The sequence below is a fragment of the Carnobacterium pleistocenium FTR1 genome (assembly GCF_000744285.1).
GTDB classification, from domain to species: Bacteria; Bacillota; Bacilli; order Lactobacillales; family Carnobacteriaceae; genus Carnobacterium_B; species Carnobacterium_B pleistocenium.
Map to the genome: position 1 here is coordinate 940,003 of NZ_JQLQ01000002.1, position 17,372 is coordinate 957,374.

The following is a 17,372-nucleotide window of genomic DNA, read 5'->3' on the forward strand; positions in this document are numbered from 1 at the left end:
ATATAGTTTTACCTATCTCCTATCTACTCACAATACCCCCTGCCAAGTTGTGGTAGAGTGTGAACCCCGCAAGAAAATCGTGATTTTCAATCCTCGAAAGAATCGTCTAGCGATAATAGACGATTCTTTGTTTCGGTCGAATCAGTGAAAATAAAAATCTAGGAGGGAGCATAACCATGAGATTTTTAATGGATTCAAGTTCATTAAGGCGATTAGAACTGATGGAATTGTTGAACAGCAGTGGCAACTGGTGGACAGTTGAAGAAATTGCTCTGCGGCTAAATTGCTCTGTTCGCAGTGTTAAAGCAGATATTTACTATTACAATAATTTCTCTAGTAATTCCATTAAACTGATTACCTCAAATCACTATGGAGTAAAACTGATTTTGCCAGCTTCTTTTCAGATGGAAAGTATTTATCAAGAAATGTTAGCAGATAATGTGAACTGCCAAATATTGGAATGTTTGTACCAAGAAAAGTTAAACTCGATAGAAGATTACGCTGATTATTTATTTACCAGTACCTCTTCTATTATCCGCAACGTTAAACATATTAATTTATTTCTTGAAGAATATAATTTGACTGTTCAACGAAATCCTATGAGGATAGTAGGACAGGAACAACAAATTCGGTATTTTTATAGCATTTTTTTCTGGGAAAAATATGGAACTAAAATAGGCGGAACGCAGTACCTTGAATTTGATGAAGCAAGGAGGATCATTCAAAGACTTGAAAAGAGTACTGACATAGCTTTATCGCCGATCATAGAAAATAAATTGGCTATATGTTTACTCATTTGTCTTGAAAGGATCAGCAAAGGGTACATAATGCAGGAATATACCGCTCCTATTAAATTAAACAAAGCAGCTTTAGCAATTATTGAAAGTTTCGTGGCAAACATCCAAATGGCTATCCCAAAACAAGAAATTGAATTTATGGGCTTTTATTTAACCAATCGCTATCTAAATCCTGATTTTCAACTAAACGAAGTGACGAGAGAACAGCTAACTATTTTTCAGCATATTGATCAATTTTTAACAGGCTTTTCTAAAAAAAATTCTTTTGTATTGCCAAATAAAGAAGTTGTGAAACGGAGTATTTTTCAGTACATCGTCTATAAAAGAGAATTTCAAGGAAATGATTTTTTTCTAGTCAACCGGACTAAGAATACATTGGTAAATATCGACAAAATTTATCACTCATTTATAAAACTCGTTTTTGCAGAAGTAGAAAATTGGACTAATACTGGGGAAATAACCAAAACAGAGGATGAGGTCATTGAGATTTTGTATCTCCTAATCGTTTATTGGGAGGGTTTGACGGCTCAAATCTTACAGTTGCAAGAAAAAATCAAGGTGTTGCTCATTTCTCAATTTGGAAAGGCACATGAACTTTTTCTATCCGACATTTTAAGGAGTTATTTTCCAAATGAATTAGACTGTTTTAGCCTGACGGATGAAAAATTCCAAGCTTCGGAAATAGGACTGGTGATAACGGATACTCAAATAGAAGACCCTCGGAAAGAAACCCTTAGAAAGGTTCCGGTAATTGGCATCGAGTATGCACCAAATGAGCGAAATTGGAAAACCATCCAAAGTATTTTAATTGATATCAAACACAGTAAAGAGGCAAGCAACAATTGGGTAAATGCGTCTTCTCCTTTTAATTAAGTCCAAAAATATGGTATGATAAAAGAAAAAACGCTTGCACTAAAAGTGTGAACGTTTGGCTAGGAGTGTTTGAATATGGTATTAAATTTAGGCATTATTGGAACAAATTGGATTACCAATCAATTTGTGGATGCAGCGATCGCTACGCAAGAATATCAATTAGTTGGAGTATATTCAAGATCAATCGAAAAAGCAAAAGCCTTTGGCGAACCTTATCATGCAAAGGTATTTGAAACAAGTTTAGAAGCCTATGCAACAAATTCAGATATTGATGTCGTTTATATCGCTTCACCAAATAGCATGCATTACGAACAAGCCGTTACCTTGATGAAAGCAGGCAAACACGTGATAGTAGAAAAACCGATTTTTTCTAATCCACGTGAATGGATTGCTGCAGCACAAGTTGCTGAAGAGAATAAGGTGTTTTTATTTGAAGCCGCTCGTCATGTCCATGAAGAAAATTTTAAAATCGTAAAAGAAGAAGTGAAGTCAATCGAGAATCTGCAAGGGGCAGCTTTTTCTTACATGAAATATTCTTCTCGTTACGACGCCGTTTTAAAAGGAGAAGAGCCTAATATTTTTTCATTAGACTTTTCTGGAGGAGCTTTAGCAGATCTAGGTGTCTACCCATTGTATGCAGCAATTGGGTGGTTTGGCATACCTGAAACCAGCCATTACTACTGTACCAAAATCGCAACTGGCGTCGATGGCAAAGGGACGATCATCTTACGCTACAAAGATTTTGACGTCACCATATTAACCGGTAAAATCGTTAATTCTTTCTTGCCAGCTGAAATTTACGGCCTGAATAAAACTTTGTCGCTAGATAGCATTGAATCAATCACCACCATTGAAGTCGTTGATTGCAAAACAAAATTGAAAGAAAGCATTGCGAAAAAAACGTCCGAAAATCCAATGATGGATGAAGCGAAAGATTTTGCAGATGTGATCAACTTCCCAGAAGATATCAATAAGCAAAAAGAATACAAAGAGTGGCTGATTTTAAGCCAACAGGTAAACCAAATAATGACTAATTTACGTAAAGATGCTGATATCGTTTTTGCGGCAGATAAACTATAAACTAGCGACATATTAGAAAGCTCGAATAACGTATTCGGGCTTTTTTTAATTTTTCAGTCAAATATGACCGTTGGGTAACGGAAAGATTAGCCGAAAGCGAATAATTTTGATATGATAGAGGTTGACAGCAACACAAAAGAAACGAGGATTAAATGATGATAGAAAATAGTTTACCCGCATTTAAAGAATATTGGGAAACCTTAGCGTATAAAGAACCTTCTGCTATTCAAGAAAAAGTGTATGAACCTTTAAAAACAGGAAAAGACGTGGTGGGTATTTCACCAACTGGAACTGGTAAAACAGTAGCCTATGCACTACCAACGTTAGAACAAGTTGAACCAAAAGCCGGCCTACAAGTAGTTATTTTAACTCCTTCACAAGAATTATCGATTCAAGTGGGCGAAGTGGTCCAAGAATGGGCAAGCCAAATAGGGTTAAACTCACAAACCATCATCGGTGGCGCAAATTTGAAACGTCAACTGGATAAATTGAAAGAAAAACCCGAGATCATTGTTGGAACTCCAGGACGCATCTTTGAAATTTCTGAAACCAAGAAATTAAAATTACATGCTGTAAAAACGGTGATTTTGGATGAAGCCGATCAATTGTTGCAACAAGAACAATTAGCAACAGTCAGAAAATTAGTCAATAAAATGCCTGGTCAACGCCAAATGGGCTTCTTTTCAGCTACCAGCAATGAATTGATGGAAGATTTAGCTAAATGGTTCAATGTTGAACCGCAATGGATCGATGCTACCGAAGATGATCGCTCTAAAGGGGAAGTGTTGCATGCTTTTATTGAAACACCTACGCGTAAACGGGTAGAGACACTAAGACGCTTGACACACATGAAAGATTTTAGAGGCTTAGTCTTTGTAAACAACGTGGCTAATTTGACATTAGCTTTTGAAAAGTTGAATTATGAAGGCATTTCCGTAGCCGTTTTGCATGGTGAAAAATACAAAACTGAACGCAAACAAGCGTTGCAACAGTTTCGTGATGGCAAAATCAAATTATTATTAACAACAGATGTCGGTTCTAGGGGATTAGACATCCAAGGATTGCCGTATGTGATCCAATACGATGTCCCGCTAACCAAAGAAAGCTACATTCACCGCTCAGGCCGTACTGCTCGAATGGGTAAGACCGGAACCGTTTTGACTTTAGTTAATGAACGGGAATTAAGAGAGTTCAAGAAGTTGATCTCATCGCTAGAAATCAAATTAAATCGCGTTTACTTGCACGGTGGCGAAATTGTGACAGAACTTCCTATAGCAGAAGAACAACCGGAGAGAACTGAAGCAGTAAAAGCACCTGTCAAAGTGAAAAAAACCATTAAACCAGTATCAGAAAAACCGAAAAAAGAAATCGTTGAACCAGTTGTTAAAAAGAAAAAGCACCGCAAAAAAGTTGATAAAAATAAGGGTGCCCGTAGAAAGCCGACAAATAAAAAACTAAATTAAAGCAAAAAAACTAGGGAGAATACACACGCGTGTTCTTTCTAGTCTTTTTTACGTTTAAATTTTTGTCCAACTTCAAGGGTTTACTTCAAACTAGCCTCACTCATTCATGAGACTTCTCTACGTGAAAGAGAGTAATGCAAAAAAACGCTCTGACTCTTTCTTTGATTCAAGAAAGAGTCAGGGCGTTCTTGCATACGCTGCATCAGAGACTATCACTTGGTATTTTCCAGCCGGCATCAAAAAATTCTTGTGAGGTAACAGGGTAAAAAACAACGGATCCGCTTGTGGATTTTAAAACAAATAAGTCGCCTTTTTTTATAAGCTCTAGTGGTAATAAATAAGTTTCATCGGTGCTTTCAAGGTTGGAATCGGGGGAGTATAGTTTTAACGTTAGTGTAGAACCTTCAATAGTATAATCAAGGATGTCGCTGCCCTCCGTCGTTGTTCCCCATTCTCCAGGAATGAAGTCGTCGTTGGTTATCGCAACGGTATATTTGCCAATATCAGATTGGAGAGGTTCTGCTTCTTTTGAGTCAAAGGTAGCCCAGTATCCTTTGAAATCATCAAATGTGATGATTCCATCGTCTTTTATTTTAGTGTTAGTTTCAATTGGCATAGTCATCATAGCAGTTGAACTAGAAGAGGTTGAGTCCCTTTGAACAGAAATTGGGCTAGTTGGATTCGCTGCGGTGTCAAATTGGTCACAACCAGTTAGAATAAAAAGAGTTAGCAGAAAACTAAGGATAACGATCGGACGTATTGAAATAGAATAGCCGCTACCTTTGAACGCATTCATCAAAATACCTCATTTCATTTAGTTGAATTCTCTGACACAAGTGTAACAAGATTCAAGAAAGAAATAAAGCGATACGCTAGCGTACAAAAAAGACCATGTTGACCAACAATTGTGTCAAATTTTTTATATAATAGCATAATCCAAAATAAAGAAAAAGAGTTATCTTATAATTAATTTTAAACTAAGTCCAAAAAGTTGACACATGTTTCTATTTTGATGAGAATAGGTATGAGAAGGAAGAAAAAAGAGTCTTTATCTAATGTTTGATTAATAAAAAGTGAGGATGAGGGAGCATGATAAAGAACGGATTATTTATGATGACTATTGGATTTGTTGGTGTCATATTAGGCCTTGCAGAATCTGAAGAATACCGTATACTCATTTTAATTATCAGTATTTTGTTGATTATTTCAGGCTTTGTTTTATATAATAAGGGAGAAAAAAAATCTGACTGATGATCTAAATAGAACCTATGGAATGTACATAAAAAAGTGCTCTCTATAGGTTTTATTTTGCATAGTGGTTATATAGAAGAATAGATTGTGGACTTGAAGGAAATTAGATTCCTTCAAGTCCACAATCTATTCCACTTGCAGTTCGTGCAGAAAAAAACGGCTAATTGTCAAAATTAACATTTTACACCAGGATAAATTCAAATTTTAAAAGCAGATCCCTGCAACAGAAAGGCAAAATCCACAAAGGAACACAGCACTGTTGAAAACAAGATGAATTCAGTTTGATCAAGGAATAGCCCAAAAACTCTATTAACAGATATCACTTGTTAATCTGGAGTCAAAGGGTTTATGGGTTATTTGTCAACCGTAAAGACAGCACAACGAAAGAAATTCTAACTCACCAGGTGACTGACAGTTTAAAATTTGATTTTTGATTAACGACCGTTATTTCATCAATGAGTACTCGTTGCTCAACGCTACATGAAAAAGTTTTTATTTATTCAAAGCAAGGCGTCCATTAAAAAGCCCTAAACTCCAAAAGAAATCACCTAATAATTATTTAAGGCATTGCATGTCGTCTAGAAGAGGGAACCGTTGGGATGATGCATAAAAGTCGTTCTTTGGATATTTGAAGGATAAAAAGAATATAAAAATTGTCGGAATTCGTAAGAATTATGAGTGATTGTGAATGATTATGTTAACTATTACAATAATGAGTGCAGTCAATAGAATCTAAAAAACTGACCCCTGTTCATTACAGGGGTCAGTTTTTATTAGGTGATTCATAAAATACTTTTTAACACAAAGTCTATTTCAATCTGAACGAAGTGAAAAATTTTTCAATTAATATTTTTAGGCAATTCATTAATTATTGTTAAAATGAACATGTGTCTATTATAACACAGTTGTTGCTTTTATGACGATTTCCCTAGCATTCTGGATACATTAGGATTACGCTTCATGTATGAGAGAAGTGACGAGTGGGGAGTTCTTCTTTACATATGCCAAAGAAAGTAGTCGGAAAATATGAAAAAAATATTAGCATCTGCATTATTAGCAGGATTATTACTAGGTACAACATCTCCAGTATTTGCAGAAACAATAAATGGAGTATCCGGAACTCAATCTAATGGAACTATTCCTGTTGATAGTGCAATCTCAGCTTCTTATATAGTGACCATCCCAGCATCCTTATCAATTGATCTTATGAGCGAAACACCTGATACTGCTAACGCTACAGGTGTAGTATCATTAGACGAACTAACAGCCGCAGGATCTGTTACTGTTGGAGCAACTGTCGATAATCTAACTTTAACAGGTGCAACTAACGAAACATTAACTACCACTATTGCTGCTGGTGCTGATACACCAGCTAATACAAGTGAGTTCTCTCTTACCAATGCATCATCAACAAACGATATTACCGTTAATACAGAAGAATTAAGTGAAAATAACCTTCCAGGTGCTTATACTGGTTCAATTAATTTTACATTTGATTACTTACAAGCTGCTACAGAGTAACGAAAAATTAGTTACATCTAAAATAATTTAATTAGTTAGAGTCCCCACACTCTAATTTTTAATTAAAGGAGTTCCAATGAAAAAACATGCTGTTACAAAAAAATCTATTTCTACGTTACTATTAAAAATAATCCTATTTATTACCATTGTGGCTGGAACCATACTTGTAATAAACTATTTTACTAATGAAGATACGAAAAATACGGTAGATGACCTTTTAGGACTTGATCCTAATGCGACGACCGAACAAAAAGAAGAGAGCGTTGAAAGTTCTCCTAATATTGCTATTCCTGGATTTGAAAAATTGGTTTTTCAATCCAATAGTCTAACGCAAGATGTTTCTTTTGAAAATCCTGAACAAAATGATGTTTATTTTATTATTTCATTATCCATAGATGGTGAGTCTGTATATGAATCTCAATTAATTGAACCAGGTAAAGGAATTTATTCTATCGAGCTACCCACTAGCTACGAAGTTGGAGACCATACTGGCAAATTGAGTTATGAAACAAGAAGTATGAGCAATTCCAATGAGAAAAAAAATGGTGCTACAGTTAATGTTCCCATAATTTTTGAATAAGGCAGGTTAATCAGTAAAATGATTAATCTGTTTTATTTTGATTACATATATCGTCTTATTGTATTAATCGGTTTAATTTTAAAAAAGTTAAACGTTTATTTACAAATTATTTTCCAATACACCCATTTTAGGCAAATTTGTGCATTAATTTAAAAAAGTAGAACTGTCTTATTGCTAGGAAAGCCATTAAACTGCCTATTAACTTGATTTTTAGATATTCCTTAATTTACCCACACAAAAAAAGTCAGAGAAAGTTTCATCATTTCTCTGACTTTTTTTTGTGGGTGTACTAAACAGCGAAATAGGATTGACAGTAAAGTGTATGAATCATATAATACAGATAAAGAAGTGTATTAGGTGATTCATACGTAATTGCTTTCTTTATTTAGGGCCTATTTAAAAATACATGGAATGGGAGGCAGCTGGATGAATGTAAACTTCAATAAACGAGATCCCCTTTATGAACAAGTCGTACGTCACTTTAAAGAAGAAATTGCAGCGGGAACATTAGCTCCTGGTCAAGAAGTTCCATCTAGACGAGAACTGGCTAATCAATTAAAAATCAACCCGAACACTGCTCAACGAGCATATAAGAAAATGGAAGAACAAGGCTTGATTTCTACTAAAAGTAATTCACCCAGTAAAATAACAGAAGATCAAACTGTTTTGGGTGCTATTCAAACTGAACTATTAGAAGAAGCGATTTTCTCCTTTATCTCTGCTATCCGTCCGATTCGGGTACCGCTTGATAAAGTGATTGGATTGATCAAAAAGACATACGCTAGTGGAGAAGTGAGCGAAAAGGGGGAGTGACATGATTCAAGTAAAAGAATTAACCAAAAATTTTGGCCGGAAAAAGGTTTTAAAGGGCATCTCATTTACCGCTAATAAGGGCGAAATCACCTGTATTATTGGGATCAATGGTGTAGGAAAAACGACGATATTGAATGCAATCATGAACTTGACCCCAATAGATAGTGGGGAAATTCTGATTGATGGAGAAAAAATCAGTAAAGACAGTTATGATAAAATCACCTTTATTCCAGATACGATGACAATGCTGCCAGAATTCAGAATTGAACAGGCGATGGCATTTATGAAAGATTTTTATGAATCATGGAATCAGAAGCGAGCAGATGAATTAATGGGATTTTTTAAATTAGCTAAAGAAGATAAAATTTCTTCGCTTTCTAAGGGAAATACAGCTAAGGTGAATTTATTGTTGGGGCTAGCACTAGATGTCGACTACCTTTTAATGGATGAACCTTTTTCGGGTATTGATATTTTCAGTCGAGAACAAATCACAAAAGTATTTACCAGTCATTTGATGGAAGAGCGTGGTGTCATTATTACGACCCATGAAATCAATGATATTGAGCATTTGATTGATAAAGTCGTACTGATCGATGAGGGAGTTGTATTGCGGGAATTTAATGCAGAGCAAGTCCGCGAAGAGGAAGGAAAATCGGTCGTCGACGTTATGAGAGAGGTGTTCCAGCCATGAAAAAGTATTTGAAACTAGTGGATTTTGAATTTAACCGTTGTGTAAAATTGTATGCAGTTTTGATCGGGTTGACGATTGTGTCGCAACTGATCGCTGTTTTTGTAGAATCTAGAAGGTACATAAATCTATTAAATGAAGCACTTTACCAAAATAAGATCCCTAAAGCACAGTTTTTAAGTGAAACGGGTGAAATGAGTATGTTTGAAGTCGTAAATAGTGTCTGGTTTTACTTGCCTATTGTCATTTGTATAACGGCAATAATAATTTATAGTTTCTTTATCTGGTACATTGAATGGATAGGAAAGAATACGTTTATCTATCGCTTATTGATGTTGCCAACCTCTCGAATGACCATCTTTTGGTCCAAATTAACGACGATTGCTTTGATGATCTTTGGACTGATCTCAATTCAACTTATTTTATTACTGGTTGAAAGTCAGTTGTTAGAAAGATTAGTTGCGAGCGAATTTAGGCTGGATTTATCGGTAAAGCAAATCGTTGAAGTATCTTTTTATCTTTCAGTACTTTTACCAAAATCATTTCTAGTGTTTCTGAACTATTATGGTGTTGGATTGATATTGCTTTTCTTAAGTTTTACAGCCGTATTATTTGAAAGAAGTTTTCGTTTTAAAGGATTGGTAATGGGAATGATTTTTGGGGGAACCTTATGTCTCATGTTTGGAGCACCCGTTATTGCTAAAGAATTTTTTGGCTTCAATTGGCTTTATCCAGGTGAGCTGCTTATCGTAGAGATGGTTCTAGGAACACTGGTCATTGCTCTCAGCAGTTGGATGAGTCACTACTTATTGAATCAAAAAGTAACGGTTTAAAAGGGGGCAAAGAGGATGAAACGGTATAGCAAATTAGGTATTATGGCAGTCATCGTGGTTCTTACAATCGGCATTTATTATATTCAACCTATCTTTGTAGCAGAAACAAAGCCTGAATTTAAAATTACAAAAAAAAGTGGCAATCAAGAACTGATTAAGAACATGACAATAGAAGGGTATTACTTTGAAAATAATTTATTTGGGATAGGATCAGAACTTGAAATTACCCCAAATGGCACAACCTATTACGCAAATCAGTCTTATCAGAAACAACTACAAGGAAGTGTAAGTGCCAATAAAAAAATGGCTCAACTGCAAGAAGATTACCGCAGTTTCATGCGAGGGAAGGACCACTTCTTAACTAATTTCTTTGAAGATGAATCGATTTTAGCTTATGCGGAAATAACAACAAATCGCTTTTCATCTGTCACTGAAGACTCTAAGTTCAGGATCGAAGTATTAAATAAAAAGACCAAAGAAGTTCTTACATACTCAGTTGATTTTCCAAAAACAACTGAATACGTGTCTATCTATGTCGAAGATATTCAAGTAGCGAACAATAAATTGATTGTCGTGACAAATGGCTACTCATCAAATAATGAAGATATGGAAGATGAGCAGCATTTATACTCCATTGATTTACCAAATGAAAAAATTGAAAAAGATGAAATAATTCAGTTGGATCTTGTAGATCTAAAAGGTAAGCAGATTCAATATGTATCCTTAATGAATGATGCGATGAATATTACTTCGTCAGAATTTTTGGTTTACCGGGTAGAACTAGCGGATACACAGGCTGAAATGGAAATGAATGAAGCAAATCAAGAGCCATCGTTACCTGAGTATGGGCTGATAGGGGTCAATATAGCGACAGGAGAACAGTTTTTGATCGATATTTCAAAAGAAGCAAGCCGTCAAGATTTAGGAATAACGCTACCTATTGAAAATACTACTTTGTATACGTATAAAGTGAATCAGACTCGTTTATCCATTTATGCGTATCAATTGGATCAAAAAGAACTAGTCGAGGTTGAATCTGTTGAGTTGACCGCATCCCAGAAAGCAGCTTTGAAAGAGAGCATGACCCTACAAGTAAATGAGGGCATCGCCTATTTTGTCAGCAATTCTAACGCAGCTGATAAAGAGCTGCAGATCATGGCTTTTGATATCAATTCTGGAGAACTTGTTCTAGAAGGTTCAATAGATGAAAAAATCAGTGAACCGGTTAAAAGAGATGAATTTGGTTTATCCGGCATTTTGTTTCAATAAAAAAGAACAGCATTTCTTCCATAATTGACTATGGAAAGGAATGCTGTTCTTTTTAATTTGATTGTTCTTTAATAGGATGATCCTAGAGAGATTTGAACTCCCGACCTAACGTTTAGGAAACGTTTGCTCTATCCACCTGAGCTATAGGACCTTTTCAACACAGGCTCTATTTTCTCATAGTTTAAAATAAATGTCTACCTATAAAAGTTAAGATCAGAAAAATCCTCTAAATTAATAAACCTACTCAACGTTTTCCTCATCTGTTAAGAGTTCAGCAACTGGCAAACTAAAAATGTTGCGATCCAAAATGAAAATGTTGGTCAACTTTTGAGCCATCTCAGCAGGGGAAGAATCATACTCTTTTTCATCCCATTCCACTAGGTAACCATATATCCCATTCGCAATATAAGCACCAAGAAAATCTTGTGATTCTAGCGAGTAAAGGGCAGTTGGAAATAAGTTAACTATTAAGAATTTTTTTAATATAGCAGAAAATTGTAATTGAAAGTTTAAGAAACCAGCAGAATGGATGGCGAAATGAAAAAAATTACGATAATCATAAGCAAATGTAAAAAGAGCATCCGATAAGGGAACTGTGCTCAAAGTAGAATAGCAAATTTCACTGTAGCTGTTTTTCAGCACATCAGCAAACTTCTCTAAACAGTCATCTTGTATTTCTGTGATAATGTCGTCTTTATACGCATAATGTTTGTAGAAAGTTCCACGGTTAACTCCAGCTTTATTGACGATATCTGTGATCGTGATGGTTTTAAAATCCTTTTCTTTAATTAATGCAATAAGAGCTTCTGATATAGCTTTCTTACTACGCATAATTCGGATATCGACTACTTCTTCTTGCAACATGAAATTTTCCTCCTCGTATTAGAATAAGCTTAATAAATAACAGCTATATATGTTGAATGAAAGGCAAAAAAAACAAAAAATACAGTTTTATTACTAGTATTATACATTAAAAGAAGCGAGAAAGTTGAATTCTATAAAAATAATAGGTAGATATTGTATGATAATTTGCTTATATGTCACCAGTTGTTCATACTTTTTTTAATAAAAGAGTGTAAATGAAAAGAGGATAAAAAAAGTACGTAAAAATAAAAAAACATGTGCTATAATTAAAATAGATGAGCAAATTGCTCAGTATTTTTTAAGGAGCGATAATAAAATATGGGTATAAAAAAACTAGTTAAAAAATGGATCAAAGTCCAAAACAAAAAAACAGTCTTGACAGATATTAAGGTATTAGAAGAAAGTGAAAACGGTTTTTCTAATCTTGCCCAAGAAATAGATCAACCCATGACCTATGCTATGTTTTATGACATGATCAACCAAGAAATTGAATTAACTGCCACCGTTCTATTGTCGCAATATGATGAAGAGTTAGCCAGTGATGTTGTAAAACTAGAAGTAAAAGGGCTGCCAGTTTTTATTGTACAGGATGAGCTAGAATTTAAAGAGAATCAACTGCCTATAATGCATTACGTGGGTGAAACAATCCAATTTCAGTTGATTGAAGTAAATGAAGAAAAAGGTTTGCTACTCGGTTCGGCCAAAAGGATAAAAGAAAAAGAATTTGATTGGTTACATAAGCAACTAGAAGAAGGAAAAACTTTTCAAGCGAAGTTAACCAAAAGATTGCGTTATGGTGCTTATTTTGTTATTGGAAATACTTCTGTCCAAATGCTTAATAAAGATTTTGCTGAGGATCATACTACAATAAGTGACGTTATAAATATGGGCGATACGATAGAGGTCAAGTTTAATCGCATTACTGAAAATAAAAATTTGCGAGTAGAACCGCTTAAAAAATACAAAAATGAGATATCAGTTTCTTTAGCGAATATTGAGCCTGATCAAGTCGTTTTGGGAACGGTTAGGAGTATCAAAAAATGGGGAGTTTTTGTTAGGATCGCTCCGAATTTAGATGCATTATGTTCTATTCCTACTCACCTAGAAGTACGAGAGGGCAATCAAGTTTCTTTTAAGATTACGCAAGTTTTAAAAGAACAGAAACGTGTACGTGGGAAAATCATTCGTTTGATAGATAATGAATAAAAAAAGAAAGAACGACTCGGTATGATAGCCGAATTGTTCTTTCTTTTGTTTTAATATTAAAGGTTTAAGCCCAATCACCATTACGGAATACGGGAACAGTGCTGCCGTCTTTGCGGATACCATCGACATCCATTTTGTCAGAACCAATCATGAAGTCGACATGGACCGTTGAGCGGTTTAAACCAGCTGCTTGTAATTCTTCTTCAGACATTTCTGTTCCACCAATCAAGCTGAAAGCATAAGCAGAACCTAGAGCCAAGTGGTTTGAAGCATTCTCGTCAAATAACGTATTGTAGAACACAATGCCGGATTGAGAGATAGGAGAAGGGTCTGGAACCAATGCTACTTCACCTAAATGTGCAGCTCCTTCATCGGTAGCAATTAAGTTCTTCAAGACAGCTTCGCCTTGTTCAGCTGTGACATTCACGACTTTTCCGTCTTTAAAGGTAAATGCCATATCTAAAATGGTATTTCCTGCGTAGCTTAACGGTTTAGTACTGCGAACTACCCCGTCAACGCGATTTGCGTCAGGAGCAGTGAATACTTCTTCAGTTGGCATATTTGCCATGAAACGTTCGCCACGTACGTTGTCGCTACCAGCACCTTCCCATAGGTGACCTTCAGGTAAACCAACGATTAAATCTGTACCAGGAGCTGTATAGTGCAAGGCTGTAAATTGTTCTTTATTTAATTCTTCAGCTTTTTCGTTTAAAGTAATATCTTTTTTAGCCCAAGATGCAACAGGATCAGCATCGTAAAGGCTGACTGCTTTAAAGATCGCATCCCATAACGCATCAATTTGTTCTTCTTCAGTAGCTAAAGTTGGGAATACTTTTGCAGCCCATTTAGCACCAGCTGCTGCGGCAACCGTCCAACTGACTTTGTTCGCTTGAGTAGCTTTACGTTGTTCGCTTAGTGCTTTACCAGCAGCCGATTGATAAGCAGCAATCTTATCGCTATCTACGCCAGATAATGCATCAGGATCAGAAGAACGAACGCTGATGCGGCTTGCACCTTTAGCTAGTTGGTCTAAGGATTCATCAATCTTGTATTGAGGAATAGCGGTTAAACGTTCTTGAGGTGTGCCGATAAATTGTTCACGGTTCACGATATCGTCGGCCCATTTCACAATGACTTCTGTTGCGCCTAAGGCATAAGCTTCTTTTGTGATCAAACGAGCCAAAGGTGCTTGATCGACATCGATTTGTAAGACGACTGTGTGTCCTTTTGTAACATTTACACCTGATTTAACTAATAAATGAGCGTATTTTTGTAAATTTTCTTCAAAGTTTGGTAATACCATATTCTTTTCCTCCTAAGGATTCAAAATGAGGATGAACCAAGAACGAGCTCTTCTAATTCGTTTTGGCTCAAACTCTTACTAAACAATAATAGCACATGAAAGAATGAGAAACAATTTCACGGAATCTTTTTATAGCCAAAAAAAAAAAAAATTGACAATAAATAATGTTCGTGTTTTTTATTATTTGGCTCAAACCTTAGAGAATAGCTGTACCAATTAAAAATCACTAAATGCCTAACACACCGGCATTATTTTTAAAGAACAAAATAGTTCTCTTTTAATGACAATAGTGATAGAATATATTAAGGGTTATTGGAGAGGACCCGGATTAAACAGGCACAGTGATGTTTTTAAATAATAAATATAAAAGCGGATACTGTTTTTTACTATAGGCAATTTCTAGATGACACTAGTCAGCTACCTGTAAAAAAAATCAAAAATTGTTGGTTGAAGACAATTGGGAATTCGGACATTCGGGGATAATTAGCTAGTTTCCCTAATTGATGGTAAATGATAGTAAAGAGGTGAAATGAGATGGCTAGAAAAAAGACAATTTTAAAATCACAAATTCTGGAAACGGCATACCAAGTTGTTAAAAAAGAAGGATTTGAAGGTTTTACAGCACGTAACATTGCTAAAACAATGGATTGCTCAACCCAGCCCATTTATTTAGAATTCAAAAGCATGGATGATTTAAAGCATGAACTGATGGTGAAGATAAGAGCCTATATTGATGAAACCATTTATAAAAAAGAACGGACAGAAGAACCGATGCTCAACATGTGTTTGAATTATGTCTATTTTGCCAAAGAGGAACCCGTCTTTTTTAAAGCACTTTTCTTCGAGTCACAACTGGATACAGAACAAATGCATATCATTTCATATGATCAAATGATGAAGCTATTCGAGCAATATGATGGAACGAAAGAGTTAACAAAAGCTGGAAAAATCAAAATTTTTAAAAATATCTGGATCACGGTCCATGGTACTGCAGTATTAGTAGCCCAAGGGTTTTTGAAGTTTCATGAAAAAGATGTTACGGATTATATTAAACAAGCCTTAGAGCAATCAGTACCGGAGTACAAAAATTAACCAAAAAAACCATCCTTACCCAACGGTAAGAATGGCTTTTTTTGATTCGTTTTTTAAGATAAAGTCGCTACTTTGTCTACTAAAGCTTTTGCGAAGGCTTCTAAATCTTTCGTATCTTCTTCATTGGCATCTAAATCGACTTTGACGCTTTCGGCACCTTTTATAGCACCAATCGAAGCTAATTGATCCGCAAAATCATCTACGGATTGGCAAAACTTATCATAGAAATGATCTCCCGAACCGAAGGCACCATAAACTTTTCCAGTTAAATCGATCTCACTTAGTTCTTCATAGAAATCGACAAATTCATCTGGTAAATTAGCATCGTTTCCATACGTATACGTACCGATGAGGCAAATATCGACCGCTAAAAAGTCTTCAGGTTCAGCTTGCATGCTTTCAACCACTTCAACATCGACGTCTAATTTTTTTAACGCTTCGGCTACAATTTCAGCGCATTCTTCTGTGTTACCGGTTAAACTTGCAAAGACAATCAAAGCTTTTACCATTTTTTATCGCATCCTTTTCTACGCTCGTGTGTTTCCCTAACAAAGTATACCAAAGGAAAAGCGGTTTCTGCAATGAAGAAATCAGCTTAACAGCTTAAGGCAGTCTAAGAATGGGCTAATGTTTTATAAAGAGTCAGCGTTCGTTGATAAAATTGCTCAAGCGAAAACTGTTCTGAAGCCAATTGATAAAGCTGTTCACCTTTAAGTGCTAAAGTGTTATCTTGCCATGCTGTATAGGCTTCATTAAGCGCGTCTGTTAGCGATTCAACAGATTTAGCAGGAACACACCAACCGTAGCTCTCATCGGGTACTAAGAGGGCAATATCGCCAACAGCTGTAGCGATAAAAGGAACTTTTTGATTGGCTGATTCTAGTAATACCATCGGAAAACCTTCGTTATACGATGCTAAAATAGTGATATCTGAATGGGCAATCGTTTCTTCCACTTGTGGTTTGTTCAAATAACCTAAAAAATGAACGTGTTCTTGCATCTTTAAAGTTTGCACTTTTTTTTCAAGCGCAGGCTTTAAGTCGCCATCTCCGACCAAGTTTAAAGTGAAGTCGGTAAAGTTAGCAGCGTGCAGACTATCTAGCAAAAGAGCATGTCCTTTGATTGGATGCAACCGAGCAACGCACGTCAAGGTGAATGAGTCATTTTTAGGCTTTATGTTGAGCAGATTTGGTTCAAACTGGATGCCATTATAAATAATCGTTATTTTTTTCTGGCTGATGCCTAATTCAAGTAGGGGCTGCACCAAACTATCGGTTACCACGATTAAATGATCCGCTTTTTTTAAACTGGCTAAATTGAAAGTCGTGAACAAACGGCCTTTGATGCCTCTGTCCATAAAATCAAGTGTGGGGTCGCTATGAACGGTAATCAGCCACTGGACAGCGACTTTTTTACGAATCAGCGAGAAGAGAAAATTTGCACGTGCTCCATGTGTATGCACGATATCGAACGATTGGTCAGTGATGAACTGAGCCAAACGCTTCAATATTGTGAGATCATAGCGCGAACGTTGCTCAAGCGTATGTACATGGATTCCTAATTTTTTAGCTTCGTCCGCAATAATGCCGTCTTCCATTACCAGAAGCTCAGCTGTTGTTGGATCAAATTGTGAAAGCAGCGAAAGAATATGATTTTTTCCGCCGCCATCTTCTAAACCGGCATTGATGTGTAAAATTTTCATGATCTGCTAACCTCATTTGCTTATTATTTTTCATCAA

Annotated in this window: 17 protein-coding genes and 1 tRNA gene; 12 read left to right on the forward strand and 6 right to left on the reverse strand. The window is 35.8% G+C overall.

The annotated features are described in order from the left end of the window. Window positions 1-176: 176 nt before the first annotated feature. The 3 genes from BP17_RS04610 to BP17_RS04620 all read left to right on the forward strand — a co-directional run bounded on the left by BP17_RS04610 (window position 177) and on the right by BP17_RS04620 (window position 4,213). Window positions 177-1,670 (forward strand): helix-turn-helix domain-containing protein, encoded by a 1,494-nt coding sequence (locus BP17_RS04610; RefSeq protein WP_035052130.1) that lies wholly within the window; start codon window positions 177-179, stop codon window positions 1,668-1,670. 75 nt (window positions 1,671-1,745) lie between these two features. Next, entirely contained in the window at window positions 1,746-2,750 is a 1,005-nt protein-coding gene (locus tag BP17_RS04615; RefSeq protein WP_035052132.1) for a Gfo/Idh/MocA family protein, read from the forward strand. Window positions 2,751-2,902: 152 nt separating this feature from the next. After that, window positions 2,903-4,213 carry a DEAD/DEAH box helicase gene (locus tag BP17_RS04620; RefSeq protein WP_035052134.1) on the forward strand — a complete coding sequence of 437 codons (1,311 nt, stop codon included), beginning with the start codon at window positions 2,903-2,905 and terminating at the stop codon, window positions 4,211-4,213. A gap of 202 nt (window positions 4,214-4,415) precedes the next feature. Here the strand turns inward: BP17_RS04620 and BP17_RS04625 are convergent, their stop codons facing one another. Next, window positions 4,416-5,009, reverse strand: coding sequence for a hypothetical protein (locus BP17_RS04625; protein WP_035052137.1), 594 nt, complete (start codon window positions 5,007-5,009; stop codon window positions 4,416-4,418). Window positions 5,010-5,302: 293 nt separating this feature from the next. On the opposite strand from BP17_RS04625, the gene BP17_RS13520 reads away from it, so the two are divergent. The 7 genes from BP17_RS13520 to BP17_RS04655 all read left to right on the forward strand — a co-directional run bounded on the left by BP17_RS13520 (window position 5,303) and on the right by BP17_RS04655 (window position 11,168). After that, window positions 5,303-5,464: a hypothetical protein gene (locus BP17_RS13520; RefSeq protein ID WP_198022508.1), complete on the forward strand. Its 162-nt coding sequence runs from the start codon at window positions 5,303-5,305 to the stop codon at window positions 5,462-5,464. Window positions 5,465-6,490: 1,026 nt separating this feature from the next. Beyond that, a complete protein-coding gene (locus BP17_RS04630) occupies window positions 6,491-6,985 on the forward strand; it encodes a hypothetical protein (RefSeq protein WP_035052139.1) in 495 nt (164 codons plus the stop codon). 76 nt (window positions 6,986-7,061) lie between these two features. Continuing rightward, window positions 7,062-7,565, forward strand: a complete 504-nt coding sequence (locus tag BP17_RS04635; protein WP_051910449.1) for a hypothetical protein — start codon at window positions 7,062-7,064, stop codon at window positions 7,563-7,565. A gap of 426 nt (window positions 7,566-7,991) precedes the next feature. After that, the gene (locus BP17_RS04640) at window positions 7,992-8,378 is read left to right on the forward strand and encodes a GntR family transcriptional regulator (RefSeq protein ID WP_035052142.1); all 387 of its coding nucleotides are present in this window, start codon (window positions 7,992-7,994) and stop codon (window positions 8,376-8,378) included. A 1-nt stretch (window position 8,379) separates the two neighbouring features. Beyond that, entirely contained in the window at window positions 8,380-9,069 is a 690-nt protein-coding gene (locus BP17_RS04645) for an ABC transporter ATP-binding protein (protein WP_035052145.1), read from the forward strand. Beyond that, window positions 9,066-9,899, forward strand: coding sequence for a hypothetical protein (locus BP17_RS04650; RefSeq protein ID WP_035052147.1), 834 nt, complete (start codon window positions 9,066-9,068; stop codon window positions 9,897-9,899). Before BP17_RS04645 ends, BP17_RS04650 begins: the two co-directional genes overlap by 4 nt. 15 nt (window positions 9,900-9,914) lie before the next feature. Continuing rightward, on the forward strand, window positions 9,915-11,168 hold the full coding sequence (locus tag BP17_RS04655; protein ID WP_035052149.1) for a hypothetical protein: 1,254 nt from the start codon (window positions 9,915-9,917) through the stop codon (window positions 11,166-11,168). A 77-nt stretch (window positions 11,169-11,245) separates the two neighbouring features. On the opposite strand, the gene BP17_RS04660 is transcribed toward BP17_RS04655, so the two are convergent. Both BP17_RS04660 and BP17_RS04665 read right to left on the reverse strand, forming a co-directional pair. Further along, a tRNA-Arg gene (locus BP17_RS04660) sits at window positions 11,246-11,319 on the reverse strand. 89 nt (window positions 11,320-11,408) lie between these two features. Further along, window positions 11,409-12,032 (reverse strand): TetR/AcrR family transcriptional regulator, encoded by a 624-nt coding sequence (locus BP17_RS04665; RefSeq protein ID WP_035052150.1) that lies wholly within the window; start codon window positions 12,030-12,032, stop codon window positions 11,409-11,411. A gap of 318 nt (window positions 12,033-12,350) precedes the next feature. Here BP17_RS04665 and BP17_RS04670 point away from each other — a divergent pair, with 318 nt between their 5' ends. Then, window positions 12,351-13,238 (forward strand): hypothetical protein, encoded by an 888-nt coding sequence (locus BP17_RS04670; RefSeq protein WP_051910450.1) that lies wholly within the window; start codon window positions 12,351-12,353, stop codon window positions 13,236-13,238. Between the two features lie 64 nt (window positions 13,239-13,302). On the opposite strand, the gene BP17_RS04675 is transcribed toward BP17_RS04670, so the two are convergent. Continuing rightward, window positions 13,303-14,541 (reverse strand): aminopeptidase, encoded by a 1,239-nt coding sequence (locus tag BP17_RS04675; protein WP_035052152.1) that lies wholly within the window; start codon window positions 14,539-14,541, stop codon window positions 13,303-13,305. Between the two features lie 534 nt (window positions 14,542-15,075). On the opposite strand from BP17_RS04675, the gene BP17_RS04680 reads away from it, so the two are divergent. After that, on the forward strand, window positions 15,076-15,633 hold the full coding sequence (locus tag BP17_RS04680) for a TetR/AcrR family transcriptional regulator (RefSeq protein ID WP_035052154.1): 558 nt from the start codon (window positions 15,076-15,078) through the stop codon (window positions 15,631-15,633). A 53-nt stretch (window positions 15,634-15,686) separates the two neighbouring features. Here the strand turns inward: BP17_RS04680 and BP17_RS04685 are convergent, their stop codons facing one another. Continuing rightward, window positions 15,687-16,142 (reverse strand): flavodoxin, encoded by a 456-nt coding sequence (locus BP17_RS04685; RefSeq protein WP_035052157.1) that lies wholly within the window; start codon window positions 16,140-16,142, stop codon window positions 15,687-15,689. Between the two features lie 104 nt (window positions 16,143-16,246). Continuing rightward, on the reverse strand, window positions 16,247-17,335 hold the full coding sequence (locus tag BP17_RS04690) for a glycosyltransferase family 4 protein (RefSeq protein ID WP_035052159.1): 1,089 nt from the start codon (window positions 17,333-17,335) through the stop codon (window positions 16,247-16,249). Window positions 17,336-17,372 lie beyond the last annotated feature (37 nt).

Excerpts from the sequence above, each read along its gene's own strand:
- BP17_RS04610 (WP_035052130.1), top strand. The coding sequence starts at position 177 with ATGAGATTTTTAATGGATTCAAGTTCATTAAGGCGATTAGAACTGATG.
- BP17_RS04615 (WP_035052132.1), top strand. The coding sequence starts at position 1,746 with ATGGTATTAAATTTAGGCATTATTGGAACAAATTGGATTACCAATCAA.
- BP17_RS04620 (WP_035052134.1), top strand. The coding sequence starts at position 2,903 with ATGATGATAGAAAATAGTTTACCCGCATTTAAAGAATATTGGGAAACC.
- BP17_RS04625 (WP_035052137.1), bottom strand. The coding sequence starts at position 5,009 with ATGAATGCGTTCAAAGGTAGCGGCTATTCTATTTCAATACGTCCGATC.
- BP17_RS13520 (WP_198022508.1), top strand. The coding sequence starts at position 5,303 with ATGATAAAGAACGGATTATTTATGATGACTATTGGATTTGTTGGTGTC.
- BP17_RS04630 (WP_035052139.1), top strand. The coding sequence starts at position 6,491 with ATGAAAAAAATATTAGCATCTGCATTATTAGCAGGATTATTACTAGGT.
- BP17_RS04635 (WP_051910449.1), top strand. The coding sequence starts at position 7,062 with ATGAAAAAACATGCTGTTACAAAAAAATCTATTTCTACGTTACTATTA.
- BP17_RS04640 (WP_035052142.1), top strand. The coding sequence starts at position 7,992 with ATGAATGTAAACTTCAATAAACGAGATCCCCTTTATGAACAAGTCGTA.
- BP17_RS04645 (WP_035052145.1), top strand. The coding sequence starts at position 8,380 with ATGATTCAAGTAAAAGAATTAACCAAAAATTTTGGCCGGAAAAAGGTT.
- BP17_RS04650 (WP_035052147.1), top strand. The coding sequence starts at position 9,066 with ATGAAAAAGTATTTGAAACTAGTGGATTTTGAATTTAACCGTTGTGTA.
- BP17_RS04655 (WP_035052149.1), top strand. The coding sequence starts at position 9,915 with ATGAAACGGTATAGCAAATTAGGTATTATGGCAGTCATCGTGGTTCTT.
- BP17_RS04665 (WP_035052150.1), bottom strand. The coding sequence starts at position 12,032 with ATGTTGCAAGAAGAAGTAGTCGATATCCGAATTATGCGTAGTAAGAAA.
- BP17_RS04670 (WP_051910450.1), top strand. The coding sequence starts at position 12,351 with ATGGGTATAAAAAAACTAGTTAAAAAATGGATCAAAGTCCAAAACAAA.
- BP17_RS04675 (WP_035052152.1), bottom strand. The coding sequence starts at position 14,541 with ATGGTATTACCAAACTTTGAAGAAAATTTACAAAAATACGCTCATTTA.
- BP17_RS04680 (WP_035052154.1), top strand. The coding sequence starts at position 15,076 with ATGGCTAGAAAAAAGACAATTTTAAAATCACAAATTCTGGAAACGGCA.
- BP17_RS04685 (WP_035052157.1), bottom strand. The coding sequence starts at position 16,142 with ATGGTAAAAGCTTTGATTGTCTTTGCAAGTTTAACCGGTAACACAGAA.
- BP17_RS04690 (WP_035052159.1), bottom strand. The coding sequence starts at position 17,335 with ATGAAAATTTTACACATCAATGCCGGTTTAGAAGATGGCGGCGGAAAA.